Below are 22,178 nucleotides of genomic sequence, written 5' to 3' on the forward strand. Positions count from 1 at the left end.
GGCGCGGCGTCGGTCGTGCCGCTAGCCTGCCGAATGTTTGCATCCTCGGGGACGGACGCTTCACGTACGATCCAGAGGACGGCCATGCTCCGACGATCCCTGCTGACCCTCGGCTCGCTGCTGCTCGCCACCGCGCTGATCTTGGCCGGTGCCGGCCCTGCCGCGGCGGCGCCGGCGGGCTGGGCGACCTGGGAGCCGCTGGCGGGCAGCTCGCGGGACTTCACGACGACGATGCAGCAGCAGGCGGCGGGCTTCCCGGCCGCGTCGGTGGCCACGAACTCGGTCGGCGGCTCGGCGGTCGGCGTCCAGTCCGGCGCCTCGACCTTCCTGGCTCCGCAGACGCCGCCCGGCGAGAAGTACGGGTCGAGCCAGGGGCAGCCGTACCTCAATCTCCGTCCCAACGGCCTCAGCGCCGCGCCGCCCTCGACGACGACGTACACCTTCGAGCGGCCGACGCCCGCCTCCGGCTGGACCTTCGTGCTCGGCGACGTCGACGCGGACGCCGTCACGATCAGCGCGACCGGTGCCGACGGCTCGCCGTTGACCGGGGCGCAGCTCGGGTTCCAGGACACGTTCAACTACTGCGCTCCGGGCGTCTCGCCGAAGCCGTCCTGCTCCGGTCCGGGCAACGACGGCTCGGACCTGCCGACCTGGGATGCGGGCACCCTGACCCTGACCGGCGGCGGTGCGGACACGGCCGGCGCGAGCGGCTGGTTCGAGCCGACCGTGCCGATCTCCACGCTGACCTTCGTGTTCAGCCGGACCTCCGGCAGCCCGGTCTACCAGACCTGGTTCTCCGCGCTGGAGTACGACATCTCGGGCACGGTGACCGCTCCGGCCGACCGGCAGGAGGGGATCACCCTGCAGTTGCTGGACGGCGACGGCGAGGTGATCGCCGAGACCGAGACCGACGCCGACGGCAACTACACGTTCCCCGGCTACGCGACCTACGACGACTATCAGGTCACGGTCGTCCCGCCGGCCGGGCTGGAGGTGGATGGGCCACCGGTGCGGGAGGCCGATCTGAGCGACGGTGATCAAGAAGGCGTCGACTTCGTACTCGTCGAGGAGGGCGAGCCGACCGGAGCGATCATCGGCCACGTGACCACCGACGAGGGCGAGCCGGTGCCTGGCGCGGAGATCACGGTCACCGGGCCGGAGGGCCTCGAACGGACCGTGATCACCGACGACGACGGCCGCTATCGGGTGGAGGATCTGCCGTCGGGGCCCGGCTACCGGGTGAAGATCACTCCGCCGGACGGCTACGAGACCTCGGGACCGGCCGAGCGCGAGGTCGGCGTGATGAAGAACGGCGCCACGCCGGTCCACTTCGAGGTGACGGCGTCCGAGGAACCCGCCTACGACGTCTCGGGTACGGTCACCGACCCGGCCGGCGATCCGGTCCCGGACGTCGACGTCACCCTGACCGGCGATGGAATGGAGGAGCCGGTCGTCGTCACCACCGACGAGGACGGCACCTTCACCTTCCCCGACGTCCCGGCCGGCGACGACTACCAGGTGACCGTCGAGCCGCCGGAGGACGGCGAGGTGGTGGGCGATCCGTCGGTCACCATCGACGTGGTGGACGAGAACGTGACCGGGATCGAGTTCACGGTGGAGCTGGCGAAGCCGTCGCCGAGCCCGACACCGTCCCCGTCGGAGCCCACCGATGAACCGACCGACGAACCCTCGGACGAGCCGAGCGACGAGCCGTCCGACGAACCGAGCGAGGAGCCGTCGGACGAGCCGACCGACCCGGGCGAGGAGGAACTGCCCAACACCGGTGGTCCCTCGGCCCTGATCGGATTGGGTGCGGCGTCCTTGATCACGGCCGGCCTCGTGCTGGTGGCGCGGCGACGGTCCAGGCTCTGACGGTCAGGACTGCCAGACCCGGAGGTACGCCATCCGGACGGCCGCACCGTCGAGGTACAGGCCGATCGGCTGGTTGTCGTAGCTGACGCCCTGGTAGACCCCGGGCGCGGCTCCGGCCGCGGTCTGCACGATCAGTCGGTCGTCCGAGCCGTCCTCGGCGTGCCGGTGGTGGACGCTGATCCGGTCGTCGGCCCAGGTGATCTTGAACGAGCGGTACGTCTCGATCGGCGTCGGGTAGCTGACGTTGGCCAGAGTGGTGTATTCGTGGCCGTACTCGCGCTGGATGGTCACGTAACCTGACTTGCGGATCAGCAGCACCGCGTAGTTGAAGTCGTTGCTGTGGTGGCCGAGCAGCACCTTGAGCCCGCCGTTCGCGGAGCGGGTGACCCCGTCGATCACCCGGCCGCCGAGCGGGTCGTACCAGAGGGTCCGGCCACGGACGACGACCGAGTAGTTCTGTTGGAAGCTGCGCCGGGAGCGGACCCGGACCCGGCGCACGTTGTGGCCCCAATCGCCGCGGTGGAAGGGATCCGTGTAGCTCCCGTTCTCCACGCTGCCGACCGCCGCGTCGTGCACCCAGAGCCCGCCGCGGACGCCGGTCGCCGCGTAGGTGATCAACTCCGGTCCGTCGGAGTAGTTGCCCTCGTCGCCGTACGAGGCGGCGTTGCGGAACAGGTCGTACGTCGTCGCGGCGGCGGCCGGGATCGGATCGGGCCACGCCGTGGCGCCGGCGACGGCGAGCCCGCCGGTCAGGCCGAGGCCGAGGAACCGGCGGCGGTTCAGGGGCGGATACGGCTGGTCGGGCATCGGAACCTCCTCGCCGCGGAGGGCAGCGGCGGGACGCCCTCGCGTACCGTCAGCTTGACGTGCAACCGAATGCGGATCAAGGGTTGACCGGAAACTCCGGCGGGCTCGGCCTTAAGGTTGGGCGATGGCGTTGATCAACTGTGACTTCTTCTCGGACGTGCTCGAGGTCGGTACGTCGATGACGGTGGTGCTGCCCCAGGCGACGGAGGAACAGATCGGTGTCTCGCCGGCCGGGCTGCGCACCGACTTCCCACTGCTCTACCTGCTGCACGGGCTCTCCGATGATCACACGGCGTGGCTGCGCTACACGAGCATCGAGCGGTACGCGGCCGCCGCCGGGCTCGCGGTGGTGATGCCGGCGGTACACCGGAGCTTCTACGCCGACGAGGCACACGGCCACCGCTACTGGACCTTCGTCTCGGAGGAGTTGCCGAAGATCGTCGGCGCATTCTTCCGGGTCTCCGCCCGGCCCGAGTCTACGTTCGTGGCCGGCCTGTCCATGGGCGGCTACGGCGCGATGAAGCTCGGCCTGACCCACCCGGACCGGTTCGGTGCGGTGGCCAGCCTGTCCGGGGCCGTCGACGTACGCCAGCTGCTCAGCCGGCCCGAGCGGTCCGAGATCGCCCGGCGGGTGTTCGACGGCGAGATCACCGAGTCCGATGATCTCTTCGCGCTGCTGGCCGGTGCCGCGCCCGGGACCGTACCGCCGCTCTACATCGCCTGTGGGACGGAGGAGGACCGGCTGATGCCGCCCAACCGGAAGCTTGCCGAGCAGGCCCGGAGCCAGGGCGTCGACGTGGTCACCGACTTCCGGCCCGGGGTACACGAATGGGGACTCTGGGACGACGTGATCCAGGACGTGATCAACTGGCTGCCGCTGCCCGGCCGAGTCAGGGCCTGACCCGCGATGATCTTGCTCGTCGTCGGCGGCAGCGGCTTCCTCGGTAGCGAGCTGGTGCGGCAGGGCGTCGCCGCCGGGCACCGAGTGACGGCGACTCACCTGACCCGGGCACCCGGAGCGGGAGTTCCGAGCGAGGCTCTCGATCTCCGGGACCGGACTGCCGTCGAGGAGTTGATCTTCCGGATCCGGCCGGACGTCGTGTTCAACGCCGCCTACCAGCAGAAGGATTGGGCCACCACCGCCGGCGGTGCGATCCACGTCGCACTGGCCGCCAAGGAGGCCGGCGCGCGCCTGGTGCACGTCTCCAGCGACGCCCTGTTCTCCGGCAGTGATGATCACTACACCGAGACCGCGAGACCCGATCCGATCACCCCGTACGGTGCCGCCAAGGCCGCCGCCGAGACCGCGATCATGATCATCGATTCGACGGCGGTCGTCGCCCGTACCTCCTTGATCATCGGCGACGGCGACTCGCCGACGGAGAGATTCGTCCACGCCCTGACGGCCGGCGAGGCGACCGGAGGCCTGTTCACCGACGACCGCCGGTGTCCGGTCCACGTCACCGACCTGGCCGCCGCTCTGCTCGAACTCGCGGCCGGTGATCGCTCAGGCATCCACCATCTGGCCGGCCCCGATTCGATCAGCCGCCACGAGCTCGGCGTCCTGATCGCCCGCCGCGACGGCCTCGATCCCGACCGACTCCCGACGGCGACCCGAGCCGGCAGCGGAATCCCCGGCCCACTCGACCTCCGGCTCGACAGTTCGGCTACTCAGCGGATCCTGAGCACGCGGCTCCGCGGCGCCCGAGAGTTTCTCTCGCGCTGAGAGCTCACTTCCGAGCCTGGACCAGGAATCGTCTGCTCCTCACGTCGAACCCGCCTGTTCGGCCGATCTGATCATGGATCGCCCGCAGGCGCGATCGGTGCCGGTCCGGGTCGAAGCCCGGGGCTTGCCAGGAGACGATCCGGAGCTGATAGATCACGGCGCCGACGTCGAGGTAGCGTGTCCGAATCGCGGCCTCGCGAGCGTCGATGATCATGAACCCGGCGTTCCGTAGCTCCTCCTCAAGGCGAGGCAGCGAGTCCGGGATCGTGGGATCGATGGCCGGCGGGATGCCGAGCGCTTCGTTGAACTCGAGGTCGTTCTGTGCCGCGACCTGCTGGGTCAGCATCACCCCGTGAGGTGCCAGTGCGCGGAAGACCTCCGGCGCGTTGAGCCGGCCGTGGCGGTTGAGGACCAAATCGAACTCGCCGTCGCCGACCGGAAGTCGGGGTGTCGGCCGTTCGATCACCTGGATGCCGAGCGGTCCCAGCCGTGCTGCGGCGACGGCGACGTTCGGAGCGTGCGGCTCGACCGCGACGCTCCCCGCCGGCGGCCGAAGCGAACCGAAGATCTCGCCTCCGCCGGTATTGATGTCCAGGACTCTGCCCGCCCGCTGACCATCGGGCGCGCGAGGTCCTGATAGCTCCAGGGCAGCGGTTGATCAACGGTGCGATCGCGGTTGAAGGAGAAGTCCCAGCCCTCGATGGGCGCGGACACAGCCTCGTCGAAGAGTTCGTCGAAGGATCGGTCGGGTGATGCGTCGAACAAGATCAAGTCACTTTCAGGTGATGGTGGGTGAGCACGCTGAGACATCCCGAGGTCCGGCCCGAGACTGGCCTACGGGGAACGCAATCCGTGTGTGCCCGCAGCGTGAGGAAACCTCTTCGCGCGGGCTAGTTAGCTCGACACATCACCGTGCCGTTCTATCACCGAGCACCTGGGTGACGCCATCGTCAACGCCCACGGCGACGAGTTGGAGGTCGGACACCTCACCGTTTCGAGGCTTCGCAACGCCTTCGGCCAGAGTTGGCGTGTCCGGTCCAACCCGGCATCACGGGGTAAGCGAATCCCACCCGGCTTTCGCCGTCCTAGCCCGGACCCCCCGAGATGCCGCGACTCTTGCCATCGTGTTGATCAGTTCGTCGCGACCTCGGGATCGAACATTCGGGATCAGCCTGGCTACGAGCGCTGAGCGGTCGAGTTCGCCGAGACCGCGAGTCCACTCGGGCAGCACAGTGTTCTTCAAGATCTCTTGTTTTGTAGGGTTTCTGTCGGTCCAATGAAGTAGAATAGTGCACATGTTCGAATCGTTGGAGGCGAAGGCTGCCGGGTACGGCACCGCCGACATCCTGAAAGCTGCGGGCGGGTTGCGGCGTGCCCGGATCGCGGCGGCGAACGAACTGCTGGTCTGGACCGCGGCCTGGGTGGATGCGCATCCGGCGGAGTCGATCACAGATCACGGGCCCGGGTTGGCGCAGGCGGTCCGGCCGGGTGGTGAGGGCACGCCGGCGGTGAACGATCTGGCGATGTTGGAGTTCTTGGCCAAGATCGGCAAGAGCAGCGGAGCAGGGATGTTGTTCATCGGTGACGTGCTCGATCTGCGGCACAGGTTGCCTTTGTTGTGGGCGAAGACGCTGCGCTGTGAGGTGGAGGAGTGGCAGGCCTGCAAGATCGCCCGCCTGACCCACCACCTGACCATCGCGCAGGCGGCGCAGGTGGATCGAGCGGTGGCGTGGTTCGCCGGGACGCAGCCGTTCGGGAAGCTCCGGGACGCGGCCGAGGCGGAGATGCTGCGGGTCGACAGTGACCGGGCCCGGGCTGATTATGAGGCTCGCCGTAAACAGCGCGGGGTGTGGTTGTCACAGACCGACGACAACGGGCACAAAGCCGTCTTCGGGCGGTTGGAGCCGCTCGCGGCGCTCAAGCTGTATGCCCAGGTCCAGGAGTTGGCCGATTGCCTGACCGAGGCAGCGCTGACGAGCGTAGGGCCGAGGCGTTCGGCTTGTTGGGGGATGTCGGCGCGATCACCAGGTTGCGGGCGCGCCGCCGGCAGCCGGACCTGTTCGACAACGATCTCGCTGAGGCTGTCGCGGCACTAACGCCCGAGGATGAGCCGGACCTGGTGGTGGAGGAGACCGAGGTTCATCCGGCCCTGCGGGATCGCCCGGACCTGGTGGAGGTCGAGTCGGCGATCTTCGAGGCGGCGGTCGAACGGCTCGTGGCCAAGCTTGACCCGACGGTTCTGGCGCCCACGTCGACGGTGGTGGTGCACATCGCGGCCGAGGAGCTAGCGCAGGCCGAGGGTGTGTGCCGCGTGCCCGGGGTCGGGCCGGCTTTGAAGAGCGTTGTTGGTGAGTGGCTGATTCATGATCGGGTGGTGGTGCGGCCGGTGATCGATCTGAACGATGTGCCGCCGCCGGTCGATGCCTATGAGATTCCGGCTCGGGTTCGTGATCATGTGCTGTTGCGGCAGCCGAGCAGTGCGTTCCCGTGGTCGACCGCGACTCGCAAGCTGGATCTTGATCACACCGATCCCTATCAGCCGAATGGATCGCCTGGCCAGACCCGAGTCGACAAGCTCTCACCGCTGGCCCGTGTGGAGCATCGCGCAGTGACCCATGGCGGTTGGCGCCGTCGCAGGCCTGATCCCACCACGATGATCTTCCGGTCACCGCACGGCAACGTGTATCTGACGAACCGTTCCGGCACCCATGATCTTGGTACCGGACCGGTCGCCCACGCCCTCTGGGCCGCCGCCTGCAGGTAGGCAACGGTTCGGAGGGTGGGCCAATCCAGCGAGTTCCCGGCCGAACCCAATAACCCCGCTGTCAGGACTTGGCACTGCGCGCTGGATCCGCCCGATGGCCGTGGGCTTACCCCCCCGCGAACAGATGTGCTGACGAATCGAACGGCCGCCACCCGGCATCTGGGCCTGGTGTCAGGGAAGCCGTCGGCGCGTGGCCGGCCCTGAACGACCGGTGCACGCCGGCCCGTCTCGGGATCTTCCAGCGGTGGGCAACGCAGCTGGCGCTGACCCCTCGACGTACTCATGATCTCGCACCGGCCCGGCACCGTGATCTTGGTGCCGGACCGCTGCGCTCAGGAGGCGGATCGGGCCGTGCCCTTCGACAGGCTCAGGGCACGGCGTCTCCCGCGACGAACGCCCGGGTCAGCCCACCTGGGCGGGGGTTCGCGTTCTGGTCAGCCGCATCTCGTGGCCGGCGTCTTCGAGGACGTCGCCGAGACGGGCGACGATCTCGTCGAGGAGGGCGCGGTCGCTGATCAAGGGTGGGGCGATCTGGACGACGCTGTCGCCTCGGTCGTCCGGGCGGGCGATCAGGCCGGCGGCTCGGAGGCGGCGGGGGAGATAGCTGCGGAGCAGGAAGTCGCGTTCGGCCTGGTCGAAGCGGGCGCCGCGTTCGTCCTTGACCAGCTCGACGGCCCAGAAGAACCCGGAGCCGCGGACATCGCCGACGATCGGCAGCGAACGCAGGGCGAGGAGTTCGGCGGCGAGGTGCGGGGACTGTCCGCGTACGTTCTCCAGGATCCGGTCCCGTTCGAAGATCTCGATGTTGCGCAACGCGATCGCGGCGCTCAACGGGTGCCCGCCGAACGTGATGCCGTGCCGGAACGGTGAATCCGTGGTGATCATGGGATCGGTGACCCGGGAGCGGGCGAGCACGCCACCCATCGGTGCGTACGCCGACGTGAGGCCCTTCGCAACGCTGATCAGGTCCGGCGCGATGGACTCGGCGGTGATGCCGAACCATTCGCCGAGCCGGCCGAAACCGGTGATCACTTCGTCCGCCATCAACAGGATGCCGTAACGGTCGGCGATCCGGCGCAGGCCGGCCCAGTACCCGGGTGGCGGCACCAGACAGCCACCCGCGTTCTGCACCGGTTCTGCGATGATCATGGCGACGGTGTCCGGTCCGGCGTCGATCACCGCATGCTCGATCTCGGCCAGCAGCCGATCTCGGAACGCGACCGGGTCGGTGCCGTCCGGGGCACGATAGGCGTTCGTGTTGGAGACGTGGGTGACCTCGATCGGCGACGGCCCGAAACCGGCCGCGTAGTTCGGCAGCCCGGTGAAGGACAACGCGCCGAGGGTCACCCCGTGATAGGCGGTCTTGCGGGCGATGGCCTTGGTCCGTTGCGGCTGCCCGATCGCGATGAAGTGTTCCCGAGCCAGCTTCCAGGCGGCCTCCACCGATTCCGAGCCGCCGCTGGTGAAGAACACCCGGTAGTCCTCGGCCGGTGCCCGGGCCGCGATCGCCTCGGCCAGCTCGATCGCGGTCGGATGGGCGGTCGCCCAGGTCGTGTGGAAGGCGAGCGTGCTGAGCTGCCGACTGGCCGCCTCCGCCATCTCCTCGCCGTACGAATAACCGAGCTGTGCACAGAACAAGCTGGACAGCGAGTCGATGTAGCGCCGCCCTTCGGTGTCGAACACATACGGCCCGTCGCCCCGCTCGATCACCAGCAGGTCGTCGATCCGTTGTTTGGAGAAGTGCAGCAACAGGTGGTCGCGTGCCCTCTCCTGCCAAACGTCGTGAGTCATGATTCCGCTGAACCCCTCAATCCCAGATCCCCTGATTTCCTGACGTCCCCGAGTGCTGAAGAACCCATCGTGCGCCCAATCACGGCATCCGTCGAGGGGTCGAGCCGTCCCCCGGACCGCTGCGATCGGCGGACGACCGGGAGAATGGTGCTGCCGACGGACCGACGAGGGGACTCGACATGGATTCGCGATCACGCGAAGCGACCGGATTCCAGGAAAGCGCACCGTACGATCCGCGCATCGATCTTCGGACCGACTTCGTCATGGTGTACGGGCTCAACGACACCACCGCCGACCGGATCGCCCGATGGCGTGAGGCCGGCTACCGGGTGCATCTGATGACCGGCATCTCGTGGGGGCAGTACCAGGACTATCTGGACGGCCGCTGGGACGGCACCGATCACTGGTCGGACGCGCAGACCGACGCCGAAGGCCGACCCATCCTGCACGGCGAGAGCGCCGACATCCCCTACCTGGTGCCGACGATCAGCTTCACCGAATACCTGATCGAGAAGCTTGCACCGATCGTCGATCTTGATCTTGACGGGCTGCACCTCGAGGAGCCCGAGTTCTGGGCCCGCGGCGGCTATGCCGCATCGTTCCGCCGCGAATGGCTCGCCTACTACCGCGAACCGTGGCAGCCGCCGCACTCCTCGGTCGAGGCGCACTACCGGTCCGGTCAGCTGATGCAGCACCTGCTGACCCGCAGCCTCGACCGGGTCACCACGGTGCTCCGCGACCGGGCGTTGCAACGGGGCCGGGAGCTTCGCTGTTACGTCCCGACGCACAGCCTGCTCAACTACACCCAATGGCAGATCGTCAGCCCGGAGTCGCGGCTCCGCGAGCTTCCCGCCGTCCACGGCGCCATCGCCCAGGTCTGGACCGGCACGTCACGGACGCCGAACGTCCACGCCGGCCGGCACGCCGAACGGACCTTCGAGACGGCCTTCCTGGAGTACGGGATCGCGCAGGACCTCACGCGCGGCACGGACCGCACCCTCTGGTTCCTGCACGACCCGATCGAAGATCATCCGGGCCGGACCTGGGAGGACTACCGGGCCAACTACCACCGGACGCTGGTCGCCTCGCTGTTGCATCCCGGGGTGGACCGGTTCGAGGTGACGCCGTGGCCGCGCCGGGTCTTCACGGGGCGCTACCGCCGCGACGGCAGCGACGAACGAGTGTCGATCCCGGCGGACTACGCGACCTCGTATCTGATCACCATGCAGAGTCTCCGCGATCTTGAGCAGCCGGCACCGGCTGCGGCCGAGGGGCTTCGGATCGGCGTGCCGCTGTCGGACACGGCGATGTTCCAACGCTGGCTGCCGGGTGGCGGTTCCGGCGAGAAGTACGACGGCCTGCAGGGTGAGCCGACCGCGGAGTCCCGGCGGCTGCTCGACTTCTCCGCGTTCTACGGCCTCGCGCTGCCGCCGTTGTTCGACGGTCAGCGGGTGGTGCCGATTCAGCTGGAGCGGCTGCTGGACGACCCGAGCGCGCTCGATGATCATGACCTGATCGTGCTCAGCTACGAGTTCCAGAAGCCGCGACTGCCGGTGATCAACGAGATCCTGGCCGGCTGGGTGCGCCACGGCGGTGCCCTGCTCTTCGTCGGCGACGGCGCGGATCCGTACCACGGGATCAGGTCCTGGTGGACCGGCCGGTATCCGACACCCGGCCACCACCTGGCCGATGTGCTCGGTGTCGATCATGGAACGGTGGAGCCCGTGCCGGTCGGCAACGGCTGGGTACGGTTCGTGTCCGCGGACCCGGCCGGCTTCACCGACAGCCCCGAGGCGGCCGCCGAGCTGGTGGCCGTCCTGCGCGGACTCGCCGCGGCCGCCGGGCAGGCGTGGCACTCCGGCGGTTGGCTCTCGGTCCGTCGCGGCCCGTACCTGATCGGCGCGGTGCTGTCCGAGGCGACCGAGTCGACGCCCCTCACCGGGCGCTACCTCGATCTGCTGGACCCGACCCTTCCGGTGATCACCGAGCGAACGGTGTCACCCGGTGACGTGGTCTGGCTCCGCGATCTCGATCATGAACCGCGGCCCGGCCAGCTGCTCGCTTCGGCCGGCCGGCTTCGTGATCATGAGATCGACGACGGCCGGATCGGGTACGTCTGCGAGGCACCGACCGGGATCGCGGTGATCACGGCACTGCGCGTGACCGAGCGCCCGGCCGAGATCCTGATCGACGGTGCCGCCGGCACGGACTGGGATCATGACGCGGCGGCCGGCGTCCTCCGGGTCCGTCACCCCGGCGATCCGTCCGGTACCGCGGTCATGATCAGGGGCCGGTAGCGTGGTCGCCGTGATGACGGCGGACGAGGTGCTGGGCGTCCTGGCAGTGGCCCGGAGCGCCGAGGCGGCGGTGTGGATCGGCGGCGGCTGGGGGATCGATGCGCTGGTCGGCCGGCAGACCCGTGATCATCGTGATCTTGATCTGATGCACCGACGGGACCAGGAGCCGGCACTGCTGGCGGTGCTCGCCGAGGCGGGCTTCGTCCGCGGCCTCGACTGGTACCCGATCCGGTTCGTCATGGCGCATCCCGACGGTCGCGAGCTCGACCTGCATCCGCTGGTGTTCGCCCCGGACGGTTCGGCGGAGCAGGCGTCACCGGATCCCGACCGTCCGTTCCACTACCCGGCCGACTGCTTCGTCACCGGCATGATCAACGAGACTCCGGTGCCGTGCCTGTCCGCCGAACAGCAGGTCCGGTTCCATCAGGGCTACGAACCGGCCGAGCGCGACCGGCACGACATGGCACAGTTGCGGCGTGCCTTCGGCCTCGCGACTCATTTCTGATCCTGGGCTGGATCCCTCCCGGTGCGACTGACCGGGTCGGCGGATCAGGGTGGGTCGGGATGGGTCAGGATGATTCGGCGGCGCGGGCTTCGGTGCAGGCGATGCCCAACCGGTGCAGGACGACCTCGCTGATCTCGCCCAGGGCCTCGAGCTGGGCCGGGTCGAGGGCGTCGACCAGATGGACCCGGATGCGCTCCTGCTGGAACCGGTCGGCGTTGCGGCGGGCCGTCCGGCCGGCGGCGGTGATCACGATGACGGTGCCCCGCGAGTCCTCGGTGCACTCGGTGCGGCGGACCAGGCCGCGCTGCTCCATCCGCCGCAGCTGGTGCGACAGCCGGCTCTTCTCCCAGGCCAACTCCCAGCGCAGATCCCGTGCCCGCAGGGTTCCCTTCGGTGCCTCGGCGAGGGCGGTCAGCACCTCGTGGTCTGCCTCGGACAGTCCGGTCGCCTGCGCCAGCTCGCGCCCGAGCACGCCGATGAGTTGCGCCTGCATGCGATGGAACCGGCGCCAGGCCGCGACCTGGGCCGGGGTCAGGGGCGCACCGCGAGCCATGGCCACAGCCTACCGCAGGATGGTTGATGTATCATCCATTCCGTACGAAGGTTGACGTATCACCATGGAGGCGGCGAGGCATGACGGACTACGGGCACGAGCTGAAGTTCGGCGGATTCCTGACCCCGGACGCCGGTGACCCGGACCGGGTGGTCGATCTGGTCCGGCTGGCCGAGCAGGACGGCCTCGACCTGGTCACCTTCCAGGACCATCCGTACCAGCCGGCGTTCCTGGACACCTGGACCTTGATCAGTTACGTCGCCGCCCGGACCGAGCGGATCAGTCTGGCCGGCAACGTGCTCAACCTGCCGTTGCGGCCGCCGTCGGTGCTGGCCCGCAGCATCGCCAGCCTGGACCGGCTGTCCGGCGGTCGGATCGAGCTGGGCCTCGGCGCGGGCGGCTTCTGGGAACCGATCAAGGCCATGGGCGGCGAGCAGCGGACGCCCGGCGAGGCGGTCGCCGCCGTGGACGAGGCGATCCTGATCATGCGCGAGCTGTGGGACACCGAGCAACGCGGCGGGGTCCGGGTGCGGGGCAGGGTCTACCACGTCGAGGGCGCGAAGCGCGGCCCGGCACCGGCGCATCGGATCGGCATCTGGCTCGGTGCCTACAAGCCGCGGATGCTCGAGCTGACCGGCCGGTCCGCCGACGGCTGGCTGCCGTCGCTGTCGTACCTGCAGCCGGGCGATCTCACCCGCGGCAACAAGATCATCGACGAGGCCGCGGAGGCCGCCGGCCGGGCGCCGAGCGACATCCGCCGGCTGCTCAACCTGGACCGGACCCGGCCCGAGGAACTGGCCGAGCTGGCCCTGACCGAGGGCATCGGCACCTTCATCATCACGGTCGACGACCCGAATCTCCTGCGCCGGTTCGCTGCCGAGACCGCCCCTGCCGTACGGGAGCTCGTCGCCGCGGCCCGTCGTGGCGGCGGTGCCGGCCCGGACCTGCCGCCGCCCGCTGCGGGCCCTGGTCCGGTTGACGCGACGAGCGGCGACGTGTTCGACCGGCTCGGCGTCCACCCGACTCCGGACGACGGCAGCCGGCTCCTGGTCGAACAACCGTGGGACGAGTCCACCCGGCCGCACCGCGCCGTCGCTCCGGAGCAGGAGTACGACCGGCAGGGCAGCGCGGTCAGCCAGCACCTGATCGACGTCCATGATCACCTGCGGCAGGAGCTGGAGACCGTCCGCGATCTGGTCCAGCAGGTGAAGCAGGGCACGATCGAGGCCTCCCGGGCCCGCTCGGTGATCAACGACCTGACCATGCGGCAGAACAACTGGGCGATCGGCGCCTATTGCGCGTCCTACTGCCGGGTGGTCACCCAGCACCACACGATCGAGGACCGCAGCATGTTCCCGCACCTGCGCAGCGCGGATCCGGAGCTGGCGCCGGTGCTGGACCGGCTCGGCGAGGAGCACCAGGTCATCCACGAGGTGCTCGAGGAACTGGACCGCCGGCTGGTCGAGCATCTGAAGGCGCCCGGCGAGTTCACCGAGCTGCAGCACGCGGTGGACCGGCTCACGGACACGCTGCGGTCCCATCTCTCCTACGAGGAACGGGAACTCGTGGAGCCGCTGGCCCGGGTCGGGATGTACCAGGGCCAGCTCTGAGGGGCGCGGGTTAAGCTCGTCCGCATGTCCACGTCCGACGGGTCCACCGCAGCAGGGGGCTGGGTCGTGATCACCGGGGCCACCGGCGGGCTCGGCGCCCGTTTCGCCCGGGCCCTGGCCGCCGAGGGCCGGAACCTCCTCCTGGTCGGCCGCAACGAGACGGCGCTGGAGGGCCAGGCGACGGAGCTCGCCGGCCGGTTCGGGGTGACGGCCCGGCCGCTGGTCGCCGACCTCGCCGAGCCGTCCTCGGTGTCCGACCTGGTGAAGCAGCTCAATGAGCTCGACGTCGACCTTCTGATCAACAACGCCGGCTTCGCCCAGCACGGCCCGTACGAGGCGCTGGACCCGGCCGGGCAGCATGATCAACTTCAGGTGTGTGTGGTGGCGCTGGCCGACCTGGCCCAGGGGATCGCGCCGCAACTGGTCCGCCGCGGCCAGGGTGGCATGATCAACGTCGCTTCGACGGCCGCCTTCCAGCCGACGCCCTACCTGGCCGCGTACGCCGCGAGCAAGGCGTTCGTGCTCTCGTTCAGCCAGGCGCTGCACGACGAACTCCAGGGCAAGGGCGTGACGGTGACCGCGCTCTGCCCGGGGCCGGTGATGACCGGCTTCTGGGATCAGGTCGGCTCCACCGACGCGGCGTTCGGCCAGCGGCTCAGTGCCGACCGGGTGGTCGCGCAGGGGCTGGCCGGCTACCGACGAGGCCAGGCCGTCGTCGTCCCGGGCTGGCGGAACCTGATCACAGCCCAGGCGAACCGGATCATCCCGCGCCGGCTGGCGGTCCGGATCGCCGGCCTCGCGGTACGACCCCGAGGACGATCATGAGCGACCACTGCTGCGCGACCGGGCGTCCGGCCGATGCGAAGCCCGAGGGCCGCAGATCCACGGTCGTCCCGGCCGACGGGCGGCACCTGATCGAGCAGGCCGAGCTGCCCGGCGGCACGTTCACCATGGGTGATCAACACGGCGACGGGCTGGCCGCCGACGGCGAGACCCCGGTGCACCAGGTCACCCTGTCCCCGTTCTCGATCGACGTCACCTCGGTGACCAATGCCGACTACGCCCGGTTCGTCGAGGCGACCGGCTACCGGACCGATGCGGAGATGTTCGGGTTCTCGGCGGTCTTCCACCTCGCGGTGCAGGCCAAGCCGAGTCAGATCATGAGCAACGCCGACGGCACTCCGTGGTGGATCGGCGTCCGCGGTGCCGACTGGCGCCATCCCGGCGGGCCGCTGTCCGACCTGGACGGCCTCGATGATCATCCGGTGACGCACATCAGCTGGACCGACGCCCGGACCTACTGCCGCTGGGCCAAGCGACGGCTGCCGACGGAGGCCGAGTGGGAGTACGCGTCGCGCGGCGGGGTCGAGGGCGACCGCTACCCCTGGGGCGACGAACTGGACACCGAGGACTGGGCCTGCAACATCTGGCAGGGAACCTTCCCCAAGATCAACACCGAGCAGGACGGCTGGCTGACCACGGCCCCGGTGCGCAGCTACCAACCGAACGGCTTCGGGCTGTGGCAGACGGTGGGCAACGTCTGGGAATGGTGCGCCGACTGGTTCGATCCCTTGTACTACAGGGCTTCGCCGGCCACCGACCCGAAGGGACCGCCGGCCGGGCGGGGCCGGGTGCTGCGCGGCGGCTCGTACCTCTGCCACGACTCGTACTGCAACCGCTACCGCAACGCGGCCCGGTCCTCCAACACCCCGGACTCGTCGATGGGCAACGCCGGCTTCCGTACGGTGGTCAGTCTCGACGGATGATCACCGGGAGGTTCGGCGCAGGCTGAGCCGACGGAAGATCCGGGACCAGCGGCCCAGGTGTCGCGGGTCCGGATACTCCGGTACGTAGCCGAGGCGCAGGTACGCGGAGATCGCGGGCAGCCGGTCGTCGTCGGTGTGCAGGATGCTCGCCGCGAGGCCGTCTGCCGCGAACCGGTGCAGGACGGCCAGGGTCACGGTCAGGCCGAGCCCGCGGCCGCGCAACGCCGGATCGCTCGCGACCCAGTGCAGGATCCCGACGTCCGGCTGGTCGGCCCGGACCAGGGCGGACGCCGTGGCCACCGCGAGCCGGCCGCGACGGACCAGATAGGTGTCTCGGACCTCGGGCTCGTCCAGCAGTTCGCGGCGGACCCGGTCCGGCGTCCACGCCTTCGTGAACGCGGCGTCGAGCAACCGGGCCAGGCCGTCGGCGTCGGCCCCGGCGGCTCGATCGACGCCGGCCGGAAGCGGCGGCAGGTCGTCCAGGTCCGGCCGGCGCATCCGTAACTGCATCGGCGGACCGATCAGGCGGCGGCGTCGCGCGCGTTGGTCGCGACCCGGTAGAGGCTGGTGGTCGCGGTGATGTAGAGGTCGGTGCCGTCCGGGCCGCCGAAGCAGAGGTTGGCCGCGGTCTCCGGCAGCCGGATCGCACCGAGCTGCCGGCCGGCCGGGTCGAAGACGCCGACGCCGTAGCCGGTCGAGGTCCACAGGTTGCCGTCGGTGTCGACCCGGAGGCCGTCCGGCACCTTGTCGTCGATCGTGATCACGGTGCGCCCGTTCTTGCACCTCCCGTCGACGAGGTCGTACGCGCGGATGTGGGCGTTCCCGACGCCGGGATGGATCCCGGTGCCCGAGCCGGACGAATCGGCGACGTAGATGATCTTCTCGTCGGGTGAGAAGGCGAGTCCGTTCGGGGCCTCGACGTCCATGATCACCGGACGGGTCTCACCGGTTGCCTCGTCGTGCCGGAACACGTACTGATCGCGGTACTCCCGCTCGCCGGGGTGGCCCTCCTCCGGGATCGTGATCCCGTACGCGGGGTCGGTGAACCAGAGCGAGCCGTCCCGGGCGACGATCACGTCGTTCGGCGAATTGAACCGATGCCCGTTCCACTGCTCGACGATCCCGGTGACCTCGCCGTCATGATCACGTTCGACCCGGCGGCGGCCGTGCGAGCACTGGACCACCCGGCCCTGCCGGTCCAGCGTCCGGCCGTTGGTGAACTCGGCGGCGTCGGAATAGACGGTCGTCGTGCCGTCGTCGGCGTGGAACTGCAGGATCCGGTTGTTCCAGATGTCGCTCCAGCGGACGGCGCGCAGTTCCGGCAGCCAGACCGGGCCCTCGGACCAGATGGCACCGGTCCAGAGGCGCTCGACCTCGGTGCCGGAATCGATCAAGCCGGCCAGGCCCTCGACGACGGGGGCGGAGTTATCAGGCATGGCAGGAATTATCACCCGGCCCGCCGTGGCCCGCGGCGGGCGGGTGGACCAGAATGGCGGCCATGGCTAACTCGACGGAATCGATCGTCATCATCGGAGCCTCTCTGGCCGGCGGCGGTGCAGCCGTGGCCCTGCGCGAGGGCGGCTATCAGGGCGAGATCACGCTGCTGGGCACCGAGACCCACCGGCCGTACGAGCGACCACCGTTGTCCAAGGCGTTGCTGCTCGGCGACGCCGACGAGCCGGACTGGGTCGGCGAGGACGGTTTCTTCGACCAGGCGGTCAGCTGGCTGCCGGGGACGACGGCGACGGCGATCGACACCGAGCGCCGGGTCGTCACGGCGGGGTCGGCCGAGTATCCGTACCAGAAGTTGATCATTGCGACCGGTTCGTCGCCGCGCCGGTTGAGCCTGCCCGGCGGTGAGCTCGACGGGGTGCTGACGCTGCGCACCCTGGACGACGCGTTGGTGCTGCGGGAACGGATCGCCGCCGGCGGTCCGGTCGCGGTGATCGGGGCCGGTTGGATCGGTTGTGAGGCGGCTGCGGCGGCCCGCAGTCGGGGTGCCGCGGTGACCATGATCGCGCCGGAGGCGCAGCCGTTGGTCCGGGTGCTCGGTGAGCAGATCGGTGGTGTGTTCGGCGAGTTGCACCGTGAGCACGGTGTCGACCTGCGGCTCGGTGCCGCGGTGGCGGGTTTCGAGGGCGAGGGTACGGTCAGCGGCGTGCGGCTCGGTGACGGCAGTGTCGTGGCGGCCACGACGGTGGTGCTCGGGGTCGGTGCGGCACCGAACCTCGGGCTGGCCGAGGCGGCCGGGCTGGAGTTGGCCGACGGCGGGATCGCGGTCGATCCGCAACTGCGTACCTCCGTTCCCGACGTGTACGCGATCGGTGACGTGGCCGCCCATGATCATCCGCGGTACGGCCGCCGGGTCCGGGTGGAGCACTGGGCCAACGCGAAGGACCAGGGCGCCCAGGTGGCCAAGATCATCCTCGGCTCGGACGAGCCGTACCAGGCGAGTCCGTACTTCTTCACCGATCAGTACGACCTGGGCTGCGAGTACCGCGGCCTGGCCGATCCCGACCATGATCGACTGGTGGTCCGGGGCGACCTGGCGAGCCGTGAGTTCATCGCGTTCTGGGTCCGTGACGGCGTGGTCAGCGCCGCCATGAACGTCAACGACTGGGACCACGGCGACGCGCTCGGCGCGCTGGTCGACTCCGGTCGCCAGGTCACCGACGACGAGTTGATCAACGGCGACCTCGGGTAGGGCGAGCGCTTTCCCGAATGGTCGGCTGTCGGTCACCCGGCGGTCATCCCGGTGACCTCCAGGCGTCGGACTGGAGGCGCACCGTGGGCCCATGGGGACTTCTCGGGGGCCTTCGCGCCGTACGCTGATCAAGACCGGACTGGCCACCGCGACCACCGCGGCCCTGGCCTTCTCGACCAGGGGTGCGGCCGCGGCGCCGACACCGCGGCAGAATCCGTTCACGCTCGGGGTCGCCTCCGGTGACCCGTGGTCGACCAGCGTGATCCTGTGGACCAGGCTCGCGCTGGACCCGCTGGCCGGCGACGGACGCGGCGGGATGCCCGAGCGCGACTACGACCTGCTCTGGCAGGTGGCCACCGACTCCGGCTTCCGGAAAGTGATCAAGTCCGGCCGGGCCGTGGCCAGGCCCGAGTTCGGTCACGCGGTGCACGTCGAAGTGACCGGGCTGCAGCCGGGCCGCGAGTACTGGTACCGGTTCCGGCAGGGCACCCACACCTCGGAGCCCGCGTTGACCCGGACCGCGCCGGGGCGGGACGAGTCGCCGGCGTCGTTGGCGATGTCGTTCGTCTCCTGCTCCCAGTACGAGCACGGCTGGTTCACCGCCTACCGGCGGCTGGCCGAGGACCAGCCCGAGTTGATCTTGCACCTGGGCGACTACCAGTACGAGTACAAGGCCGGCGCCTACGTCGCGCCGGGCGGCAACGTTCGTGATCATGCCGGCCCGGAGACCACCGACCTCGCCACGTACCGGCAGCGGCACGCGCAGTACAAGGCGGATCCCGATCTGCAGGCAGCGCACGCGATCGCGCCCTGGCTGGTGGTCTGGGACGATCATGAACTGGACAACAACTGGGCCGACGAGATGCCGGAGAAGCCGGCCGAGGCCGGACCCGCGTACCTGGAACGGCGGGCCGCCGCGTTCCGGGCCTACTACGAGAACATGCCGCTGCGGCCCAGTTCGGCGCCGGAGGGCATCGACATGCTGCTCTACCGCCGGGTGCAGTGGGGCAACCTGGCCACGTTCCACATGCTCGACACCCGGCAGTACCGCGATGATCAAGGGTGCGGCGACGGCTACCGGACCGACTGCCCTGAGGCGGTCGACCCGGCCCGGACGATCACCGGCGACGAACAGGAGGCCTGGCTGCTGGACGGCTTCCGGCAGTCGAGGGCGCGCTGGGACATCGTCGGCCAGCAGGTGTTCTTCGCCCAACGCGACAACAACGTCTCGCCCGACATCAAGACGGTCTCGATGGACGGCTGGGACGGCTACCAGGCCTCCCGGGAACGGATCACCCGCGGCTGGGTCGACGCCGGCGTCCGCAATCCGGTGGTGCTGACCGGCGACGTGCACGCGCACTGGGCCTCCGACCTCAAGATCGACTACGACGACCCTGACGGCGCCGTGGTCGGGTCGGAGCTGGTCTGCTCGTCGATCACCTCCGGCGGCGACGGCGCGGACTCGGCGACGCCGCACCCGTGGCTCGGCTGGAACCAGCACCTCAAGTTCCAGAACAACCTGCGCGGGTACGTGAACACCACGATCACCGCCGATCGGCTGGACGCCGATTTCCGTTGCCTGCCGAAGGTCTCGGTGGCCGATCAGGCGGTGTTCACGCGGCGTTCGTACAAGATCGTCGACGGTGAGCGTGGCCTGCAGCAGACGGCCGACCACCCGCCGGTCGCTGCCCGGACCAGCGCTCGCGGCGCGGACGAGATCACCCGCGAGACGGTGGCCTGGGAGACCGAACGTCCCTGAGGCACAACGTTCCCTGAGCTTGTCGAAGGGCAGGCAGGATCGGCCCCGGCACTTCGACAAGCTCAGTGCGCGTGTGGTTGGTTCTTGACCCGATGGGTCCGATTCGCGTTGGATGAGGGCAGCCGAGGTGCGGGAGGGTGACCCGATGATGCGTCCGATCCGACTGATCGCTGTGCTGTCCCTGGCGGTGCTGGCCGCGTGCGCGCTGCCGACGCCGCCGGCCGGGGCCGAACAGCAGAACGTGTTCCGGGCTCCGCTGAACAACGGGGCCGACCCGTTCATGGTGGTGAACGACGGGACCTACTACCTGATGACGACCCGCGGGGATCGGCTCACGATCAACGCGGCGCCGAGCATCGGGCAGTTGCCGGCCGCCGAAGATCACGACGTCTGGATCGGGGCCGAGGACGACCCGAGCCGGAGCACCCAGATCTGGGCGCCGGCGCTCTACCGGTTCGACGGCGCGGACGGCCGGCCGCACTGGTACATCTACTACACGGCGAGCGACGGGGTCGACGCCAATCACCGGATGTACGTGCTGGAGTCGGAGGGCGACGACCCGCTGGGTCCGTACGAGTTCAAGGCCAAGATCGCCGATCAAGGTCAGTACATGATCGACGGCGAGCCTATCGTGGTGAACGGCCAGCCGTACTTCACCTGGTCGATGAACGGCCGCGGCCACGGCGGCGGGCCGCAGCAGGTCTACATCCAGAAGATGATCAACCCGTGGACGACGGACGGCCCGGTGGTCGCGCTGCCGGTCGACGCCGGCATGTGCACCGAGGTACGGGAGGGGCCGACCTCGATCGTGCACGGGGACCGGCTGTTCCTGACGTACTCGACCTGTGACACCGGCAAGCCCGACTACTCGCTCTACCTGATCTCGATCCCGACCGACGGCGACCCGATGGTGCCGGGCAACTGGACCACCTATCCGGACCCGATCCTGACCCGGAACGACGAGGCCGGCGTGTACGGCCCCGGGCACCATTCGTTCTTCAAGAGCCCGGACGGCAGCCAGGACTGGATCGCCTACCACGCGAAGAACACCAGCGACTACACCTACGAATGGCGCACCACCCGGGCGCAGCAGGTGACCTGGAGCGATGCCGGACTGCCGGTGATCGGCGCTCCGGCGGCGCTCGGCACGGATCTGCCGCTGCCCGCCGGGGATCCCGGACCCGGGCCGCGGGCGATCAACGACACCGACACCGGAACCGGATCCTTCCAGGTCGAGTACGGCGGCACCTGGTCCTCCGGCTCGGGCTGCGGCAACCAGTGCTATCGCGGAGATGATCACTGGAGCGGCGAGACCGACGCCACCGCGACCTTCCGGTTCACCGGGACCCAGCTGGCTCTGTTCAGCGTCCGCGACGTCGGCAACGGCATCGCCGCGATCTCCATCGACGACGGCCCGGAGACCCGGCACGACTTCTACTCGTCGCCGCGGCAGGGCCAGGTGATGAACTACCGGACGCCGCAGCTGCCGCCCGGTGATCATGTGGTGAAGGTCCGGGTGACCGGCCAACGCAACCCCGAGTCGACCTCGACGGTGATCAGCATCGATCGGGCCGAGGTCTGGCCCTGATCTCGGCCGGGTAACGATCAGGACACGGTCCCGCGGCCGGCGGGAAGCGACCGCATACTGCTGGTCGGGGCAGGGGCGACGGTCGTGGGGACCGCCGATACGGGCCTGCCGGGAATGTGGGGGATTCATGCGGATCAAGCGCGCGCTCATCGGGCTGGCGGCGGCCTCGGCCCTGCTGGCCGGGACCACCGTGCTGCCGGCGGATGCGGCTCCGAAGCCGAAGTCGTACAAGAACTGTGCTGCCCTGAACAAGGTCTATCCGCACGGCGTCGGCAAGAAGGGCGCCAAGGACAAGGTCAAGGGCAAGTCCAAGCCGGTCAAGAACTTCACCGTCAACAGCAAGGTCTACAGCTACAACGACGGCAAGGCGAAGCGGAAGGGCGAGCGGGACCTCGACCGGGACAACGACGGCGTGGCCTGCGAGAAGCGTTGATCT

Annotated in this window: 20 protein-coding genes; 14 read left to right on the forward strand and 6 right to left on the reverse strand. The window is 69.5% G+C overall.

Annotated features, from left to right (window positions below):
* The first annotated feature begins 84 nt into the window (after window positions 1–84).
* The gene (locus AC6CCG_RS11490; protein ID WP_496654676.1) at window positions 85–1,872 is read left to right on the forward strand and encodes a carboxypeptidase regulatory-like domain-containing protein; all 1,788 of its coding nucleotides are present in this window, start codon (window positions 85–87) and stop codon (window positions 1,870–1,872) included.
* Between the two features lie 3 nt (window positions 1,873–1,875).
* On the opposite strand, the gene AC6CCG_RS11495 is transcribed toward AC6CCG_RS11490, so the two are convergent.
* Window positions 1,876–2,679, reverse strand: a complete 804-nt coding sequence (locus AC6CCG_RS11495) for a hypothetical protein (protein WP_496654677.1) — start codon at window positions 2,677–2,679, stop codon at window positions 1,876–1,878.
* Between the two features lie 124 nt (window positions 2,680–2,803).
* Between AC6CCG_RS11495 and AC6CCG_RS11500 the strand changes: the two genes are divergently transcribed.
* Together AC6CCG_RS11500 and AC6CCG_RS11505 are read left to right on the forward strand one after the other, a co-directional pair.
* Window positions 2,804–3,580 carry an alpha/beta hydrolase gene (locus AC6CCG_RS11500; protein ID WP_496654678.1) on the forward strand — a complete coding sequence of 259 codons (777 nt, stop codon included), beginning with the start codon at window positions 2,804–2,806 and terminating at the stop codon, window positions 3,578–3,580.
* A 6-nt stretch (window positions 3,581–3,586) separates the two neighbouring features.
* Window positions 3,587–4,405: an SDR family oxidoreductase gene (locus AC6CCG_RS11505; RefSeq protein ID WP_496654679.1), complete on the forward strand. Its 819-nt coding sequence runs from the start codon at window positions 3,587–3,589 to the stop codon at window positions 4,403–4,405.
* 4 nt (window positions 4,406–4,409) lie between these two features.
* Here the strand turns inward: AC6CCG_RS11505 and AC6CCG_RS11510 are convergent, their stop codons facing one another.
* Complete coding sequence (locus AC6CCG_RS11510) at window positions 4,410–4,871, reverse strand: hypothetical protein (RefSeq protein WP_496654680.1); 462 nt, start codon at window positions 4,869–4,871, stop codon at window positions 4,410–4,412.
* A gap of 829 nt (window positions 4,872–5,700) precedes the next feature.
* Between AC6CCG_RS11510 and AC6CCG_RS11515 the strand changes: the two genes are divergently transcribed.
* Window positions 5,701–6,501, forward strand: a complete 801-nt coding sequence (locus tag AC6CCG_RS11515) for a hypothetical protein (RefSeq protein WP_496654681.1) — start codon at window positions 5,701–5,703, stop codon at window positions 6,499–6,501.
* Window positions 6,435–7,169 carry a hypothetical protein gene (locus AC6CCG_RS11520; RefSeq protein WP_496654682.1) on the forward strand — a complete coding sequence of 245 codons (735 nt, stop codon included), beginning with the start codon at window positions 6,435–6,437 and terminating at the stop codon, window positions 7,167–7,169. The genes AC6CCG_RS11515 and AC6CCG_RS11520 overlap by 67 nt, the downstream gene beginning before the upstream one ends.
* A 402-nt stretch (window positions 7,170–7,571) precedes the next feature.
* Here the strand turns inward: AC6CCG_RS11520 and AC6CCG_RS11525 are convergent, their stop codons facing one another.
* The gene (locus tag AC6CCG_RS11525) at window positions 7,572–8,960 is read right to left on the reverse strand and encodes an aminotransferase class III-fold pyridoxal phosphate-dependent enzyme (protein ID WP_496654683.1); all 1,389 of its coding nucleotides are present in this window, start codon (window positions 8,958–8,960) and stop codon (window positions 7,572–7,574) included.
* A gap of 179 nt (window positions 8,961–9,139) precedes the next feature.
* Here AC6CCG_RS11525 and AC6CCG_RS11530 point away from each other — a divergent pair, with 179 nt between their 5' ends.
* Together AC6CCG_RS11530 and AC6CCG_RS11535 are read left to right on the forward strand one after the other, a co-directional pair.
* Window positions 9,140–11,257: a hypothetical protein gene (locus AC6CCG_RS11530; RefSeq protein ID WP_496654684.1), complete on the forward strand. Its 2,118-nt coding sequence runs from the start codon at window positions 9,140–9,142 to the stop codon at window positions 11,255–11,257.
* A gap of 13 nt (window positions 11,258–11,270) precedes the next feature.
* Window positions 11,271–11,762 (forward strand): nucleotidyltransferase domain-containing protein, encoded by a 492-nt coding sequence (locus AC6CCG_RS11535; RefSeq protein WP_496655391.1) that lies wholly within the window; start codon window positions 11,271–11,273, stop codon window positions 11,760–11,762.
* Window positions 11,763–11,826: 64 nt separating this feature from the next.
* Here the strand turns inward: AC6CCG_RS11535 and AC6CCG_RS11540 are convergent, their stop codons facing one another.
* Entirely contained in the window at window positions 11,827–12,315 is a 489-nt protein-coding gene (locus AC6CCG_RS11540) for a MarR family winged helix-turn-helix transcriptional regulator (protein ID WP_496654685.1), read from the reverse strand.
* Between the two features lie 80 nt (window positions 12,316–12,395).
* Between AC6CCG_RS11540 and AC6CCG_RS11545 the strand changes: the two genes are divergently transcribed.
* Genes AC6CCG_RS11545 through AC6CCG_RS11555 form a run of 3 tightly spaced genes read left to right on the forward strand, consistent with a single transcriptional unit; the run spans window position 12,396 to window position 15,691 of the window.
* Window positions 12,396–13,925, forward strand: coding sequence for an LLM class flavin-dependent oxidoreductase (locus tag AC6CCG_RS11545; RefSeq protein ID WP_496654686.1), 1,530 nt, complete (start codon window positions 12,396–12,398; stop codon window positions 13,923–13,925).
* Window positions 13,926–13,949: 24 nt separating this feature from the next.
* Window positions 13,950–14,750: an SDR family NAD(P)-dependent oxidoreductase gene (locus tag AC6CCG_RS11550; protein WP_496654687.1), complete on the forward strand. Its 801-nt coding sequence runs from the start codon at window positions 13,950–13,952 to the stop codon at window positions 14,748–14,750.
* Window positions 14,747–15,691, forward strand: a complete 945-nt coding sequence (locus AC6CCG_RS11555) for a formylglycine-generating enzyme family protein (RefSeq protein ID WP_496654688.1) — start codon at window positions 14,747–14,749, stop codon at window positions 15,689–15,691. Before AC6CCG_RS11550 ends, AC6CCG_RS11555 begins: the two co-directional genes overlap by 4 nt.
* Here AC6CCG_RS11555 and AC6CCG_RS11560 read toward each other — a convergent pair whose 3' ends face one another.
* The gene (locus AC6CCG_RS11560) at window positions 15,692–16,201 is read right to left on the reverse strand and encodes a GNAT family N-acetyltransferase (RefSeq protein ID WP_496654689.1); all 510 of its coding nucleotides are present in this window, start codon (window positions 16,199–16,201) and stop codon (window positions 15,692–15,694) included. It abuts the gene before it with no gap.
* Window positions 16,202–16,212: 11 nt separating this feature from the next.
* Window positions 16,213–17,127, reverse strand: a complete 915-nt coding sequence (locus tag AC6CCG_RS11565) for an SMP-30/gluconolactonase/LRE family protein (protein WP_496654690.1) — start codon at window positions 17,125–17,127, stop codon at window positions 16,213–16,215.
* A gap of 62 nt (window positions 17,128–17,189) precedes the next feature.
* On the opposite strand from AC6CCG_RS11565, the gene AC6CCG_RS11570 reads away from it, so the two are divergent.
* From AC6CCG_RS11570 to AC6CCG_RS11585, 4 genes are all read left to right on the forward strand, one after another.
* A complete protein-coding gene (locus AC6CCG_RS11570; RefSeq protein ID WP_496654691.1) occupies window positions 17,190–18,395 on the forward strand; it encodes an NAD(P)/FAD-dependent oxidoreductase in 1,206 nt (401 codons plus the stop codon).
* Window positions 18,396–18,486: 91 nt separating this feature from the next.
* A complete protein-coding gene (locus tag AC6CCG_RS11575; RefSeq protein ID WP_496654692.1) occupies window positions 18,487–20,154 on the forward strand; it encodes an alkaline phosphatase D family protein in 1,668 nt (555 codons plus the stop codon).
* Window positions 20,155–20,299: 145 nt separating this feature from the next.
* A complete protein-coding gene (locus AC6CCG_RS11580) occupies window positions 20,300–21,742 on the forward strand; it encodes a glycoside hydrolase family 43 protein (protein WP_496654693.1) in 1,443 nt (480 codons plus the stop codon).
* A 127-nt stretch (window positions 21,743–21,869) separates the two neighbouring features.
* A complete protein-coding gene (locus AC6CCG_RS11585) occupies window positions 21,870–22,175 on the forward strand; it encodes an excalibur calcium-binding domain-containing protein (RefSeq protein ID WP_496654694.1) in 306 nt (101 codons plus the stop codon).
* Window positions 22,176–22,178 lie beyond the last annotated feature (3 nt).

Source organism: Microlunatus sp. YIM B11417, assembly GCF_059617205.1.

What these genes read in the sequence shown, in the direction of transcription:
- AC6CCG_RS11555 (WP_496654688.1), top strand. Translation starts at nt 14,747, where the DNA reads ATGAGCGACCACTGCTGCGCGACCGGGCGTCCGGCCGATGCGAAGCCC.
- AC6CCG_RS11505 (WP_496654679.1), top strand. Translation starts at nt 3,587, where the DNA reads ATGATCTTGCTCGTCGTCGGCGGCAGCGGCTTCCTCGGTAGCGAGCTG.
- AC6CCG_RS11540 (WP_496654685.1), bottom strand. Translation starts at nt 12,315, where the DNA reads ATGGCTCGCGGTGCGCCCCTGACCCCGGCCCAGGTCGCGGCCTGGCGC.
- AC6CCG_RS11580 (WP_496654693.1), top strand. Translation starts at nt 20,300, where the DNA reads ATGATGCGTCCGATCCGACTGATCGCTGTGCTGTCCCTGGCGGTGCTG.
- AC6CCG_RS11575 (WP_496654692.1), top strand. Translation starts at nt 18,487, where the DNA reads ATGGGGACTTCTCGGGGGCCTTCGCGCCGTACGCTGATCAAGACCGGA.
- AC6CCG_RS11570 (WP_496654691.1), top strand. Translation starts at nt 17,190, where the DNA reads ATGGCTAACTCGACGGAATCGATCGTCATCATCGGAGCCTCTCTGGCC.
- AC6CCG_RS11565 (WP_496654690.1), bottom strand. Translation starts at nt 17,127, where the DNA reads ATGCCTGATAACTCCGCCCCCGTCGTCGAGGGCCTGGCCGGCTTGATC.
- AC6CCG_RS11550 (WP_496654687.1), top strand. Translation starts at nt 13,950, where the DNA reads ATGTCCACGTCCGACGGGTCCACCGCAGCAGGGGGCTGGGTCGTGATC.
- AC6CCG_RS11525 (WP_496654683.1), bottom strand. Translation starts at nt 8,960, where the DNA reads ATGACTCACGACGTTTGGCAGGAGAGGGCACGCGACCACCTGTTGCTG.
- AC6CCG_RS11495 (WP_496654677.1), bottom strand. Translation starts at nt 2,679, where the DNA reads ATGCCCGACCAGCCGTATCCGCCCCTGAACCGCCGCCGGTTCCTCGGC.
- AC6CCG_RS11515 (WP_496654681.1), top strand. Translation starts at nt 5,701, where the DNA reads ATGTTCGAATCGTTGGAGGCGAAGGCTGCCGGGTACGGCACCGCCGAC.
- AC6CCG_RS11560 (WP_496654689.1), bottom strand. Translation starts at nt 16,201, where the DNA reads ATGCAGTTACGGATGCGCCGGCCGGACCTGGACGACCTGCCGCCGCTT.
- AC6CCG_RS11490 (WP_496654676.1), top strand. Translation starts at nt 85, where the DNA reads ATGCTCCGACGATCCCTGCTGACCCTCGGCTCGCTGCTGCTCGCCACC.
- AC6CCG_RS11545 (WP_496654686.1), top strand. Translation starts at nt 12,396, where the DNA reads ATGACGGACTACGGGCACGAGCTGAAGTTCGGCGGATTCCTGACCCCG.
- AC6CCG_RS11585 (WP_496654694.1), top strand. Translation starts at nt 21,870, where the DNA reads ATGCGGATCAAGCGCGCGCTCATCGGGCTGGCGGCGGCCTCGGCCCTG.
- AC6CCG_RS11500 (WP_496654678.1), top strand. Translation starts at nt 2,804, where the DNA reads ATGGCGTTGATCAACTGTGACTTCTTCTCGGACGTGCTCGAGGTCGGT.
- AC6CCG_RS11530 (WP_496654684.1), top strand. Translation starts at nt 9,140, where the DNA reads ATGGATTCGCGATCACGCGAAGCGACCGGATTCCAGGAAAGCGCACCG.
- AC6CCG_RS11535 (WP_496655391.1), top strand. Translation starts at nt 11,271, where the DNA reads ATGACGGCGGACGAGGTGCTGGGCGTCCTGGCAGTGGCCCGGAGCGCC.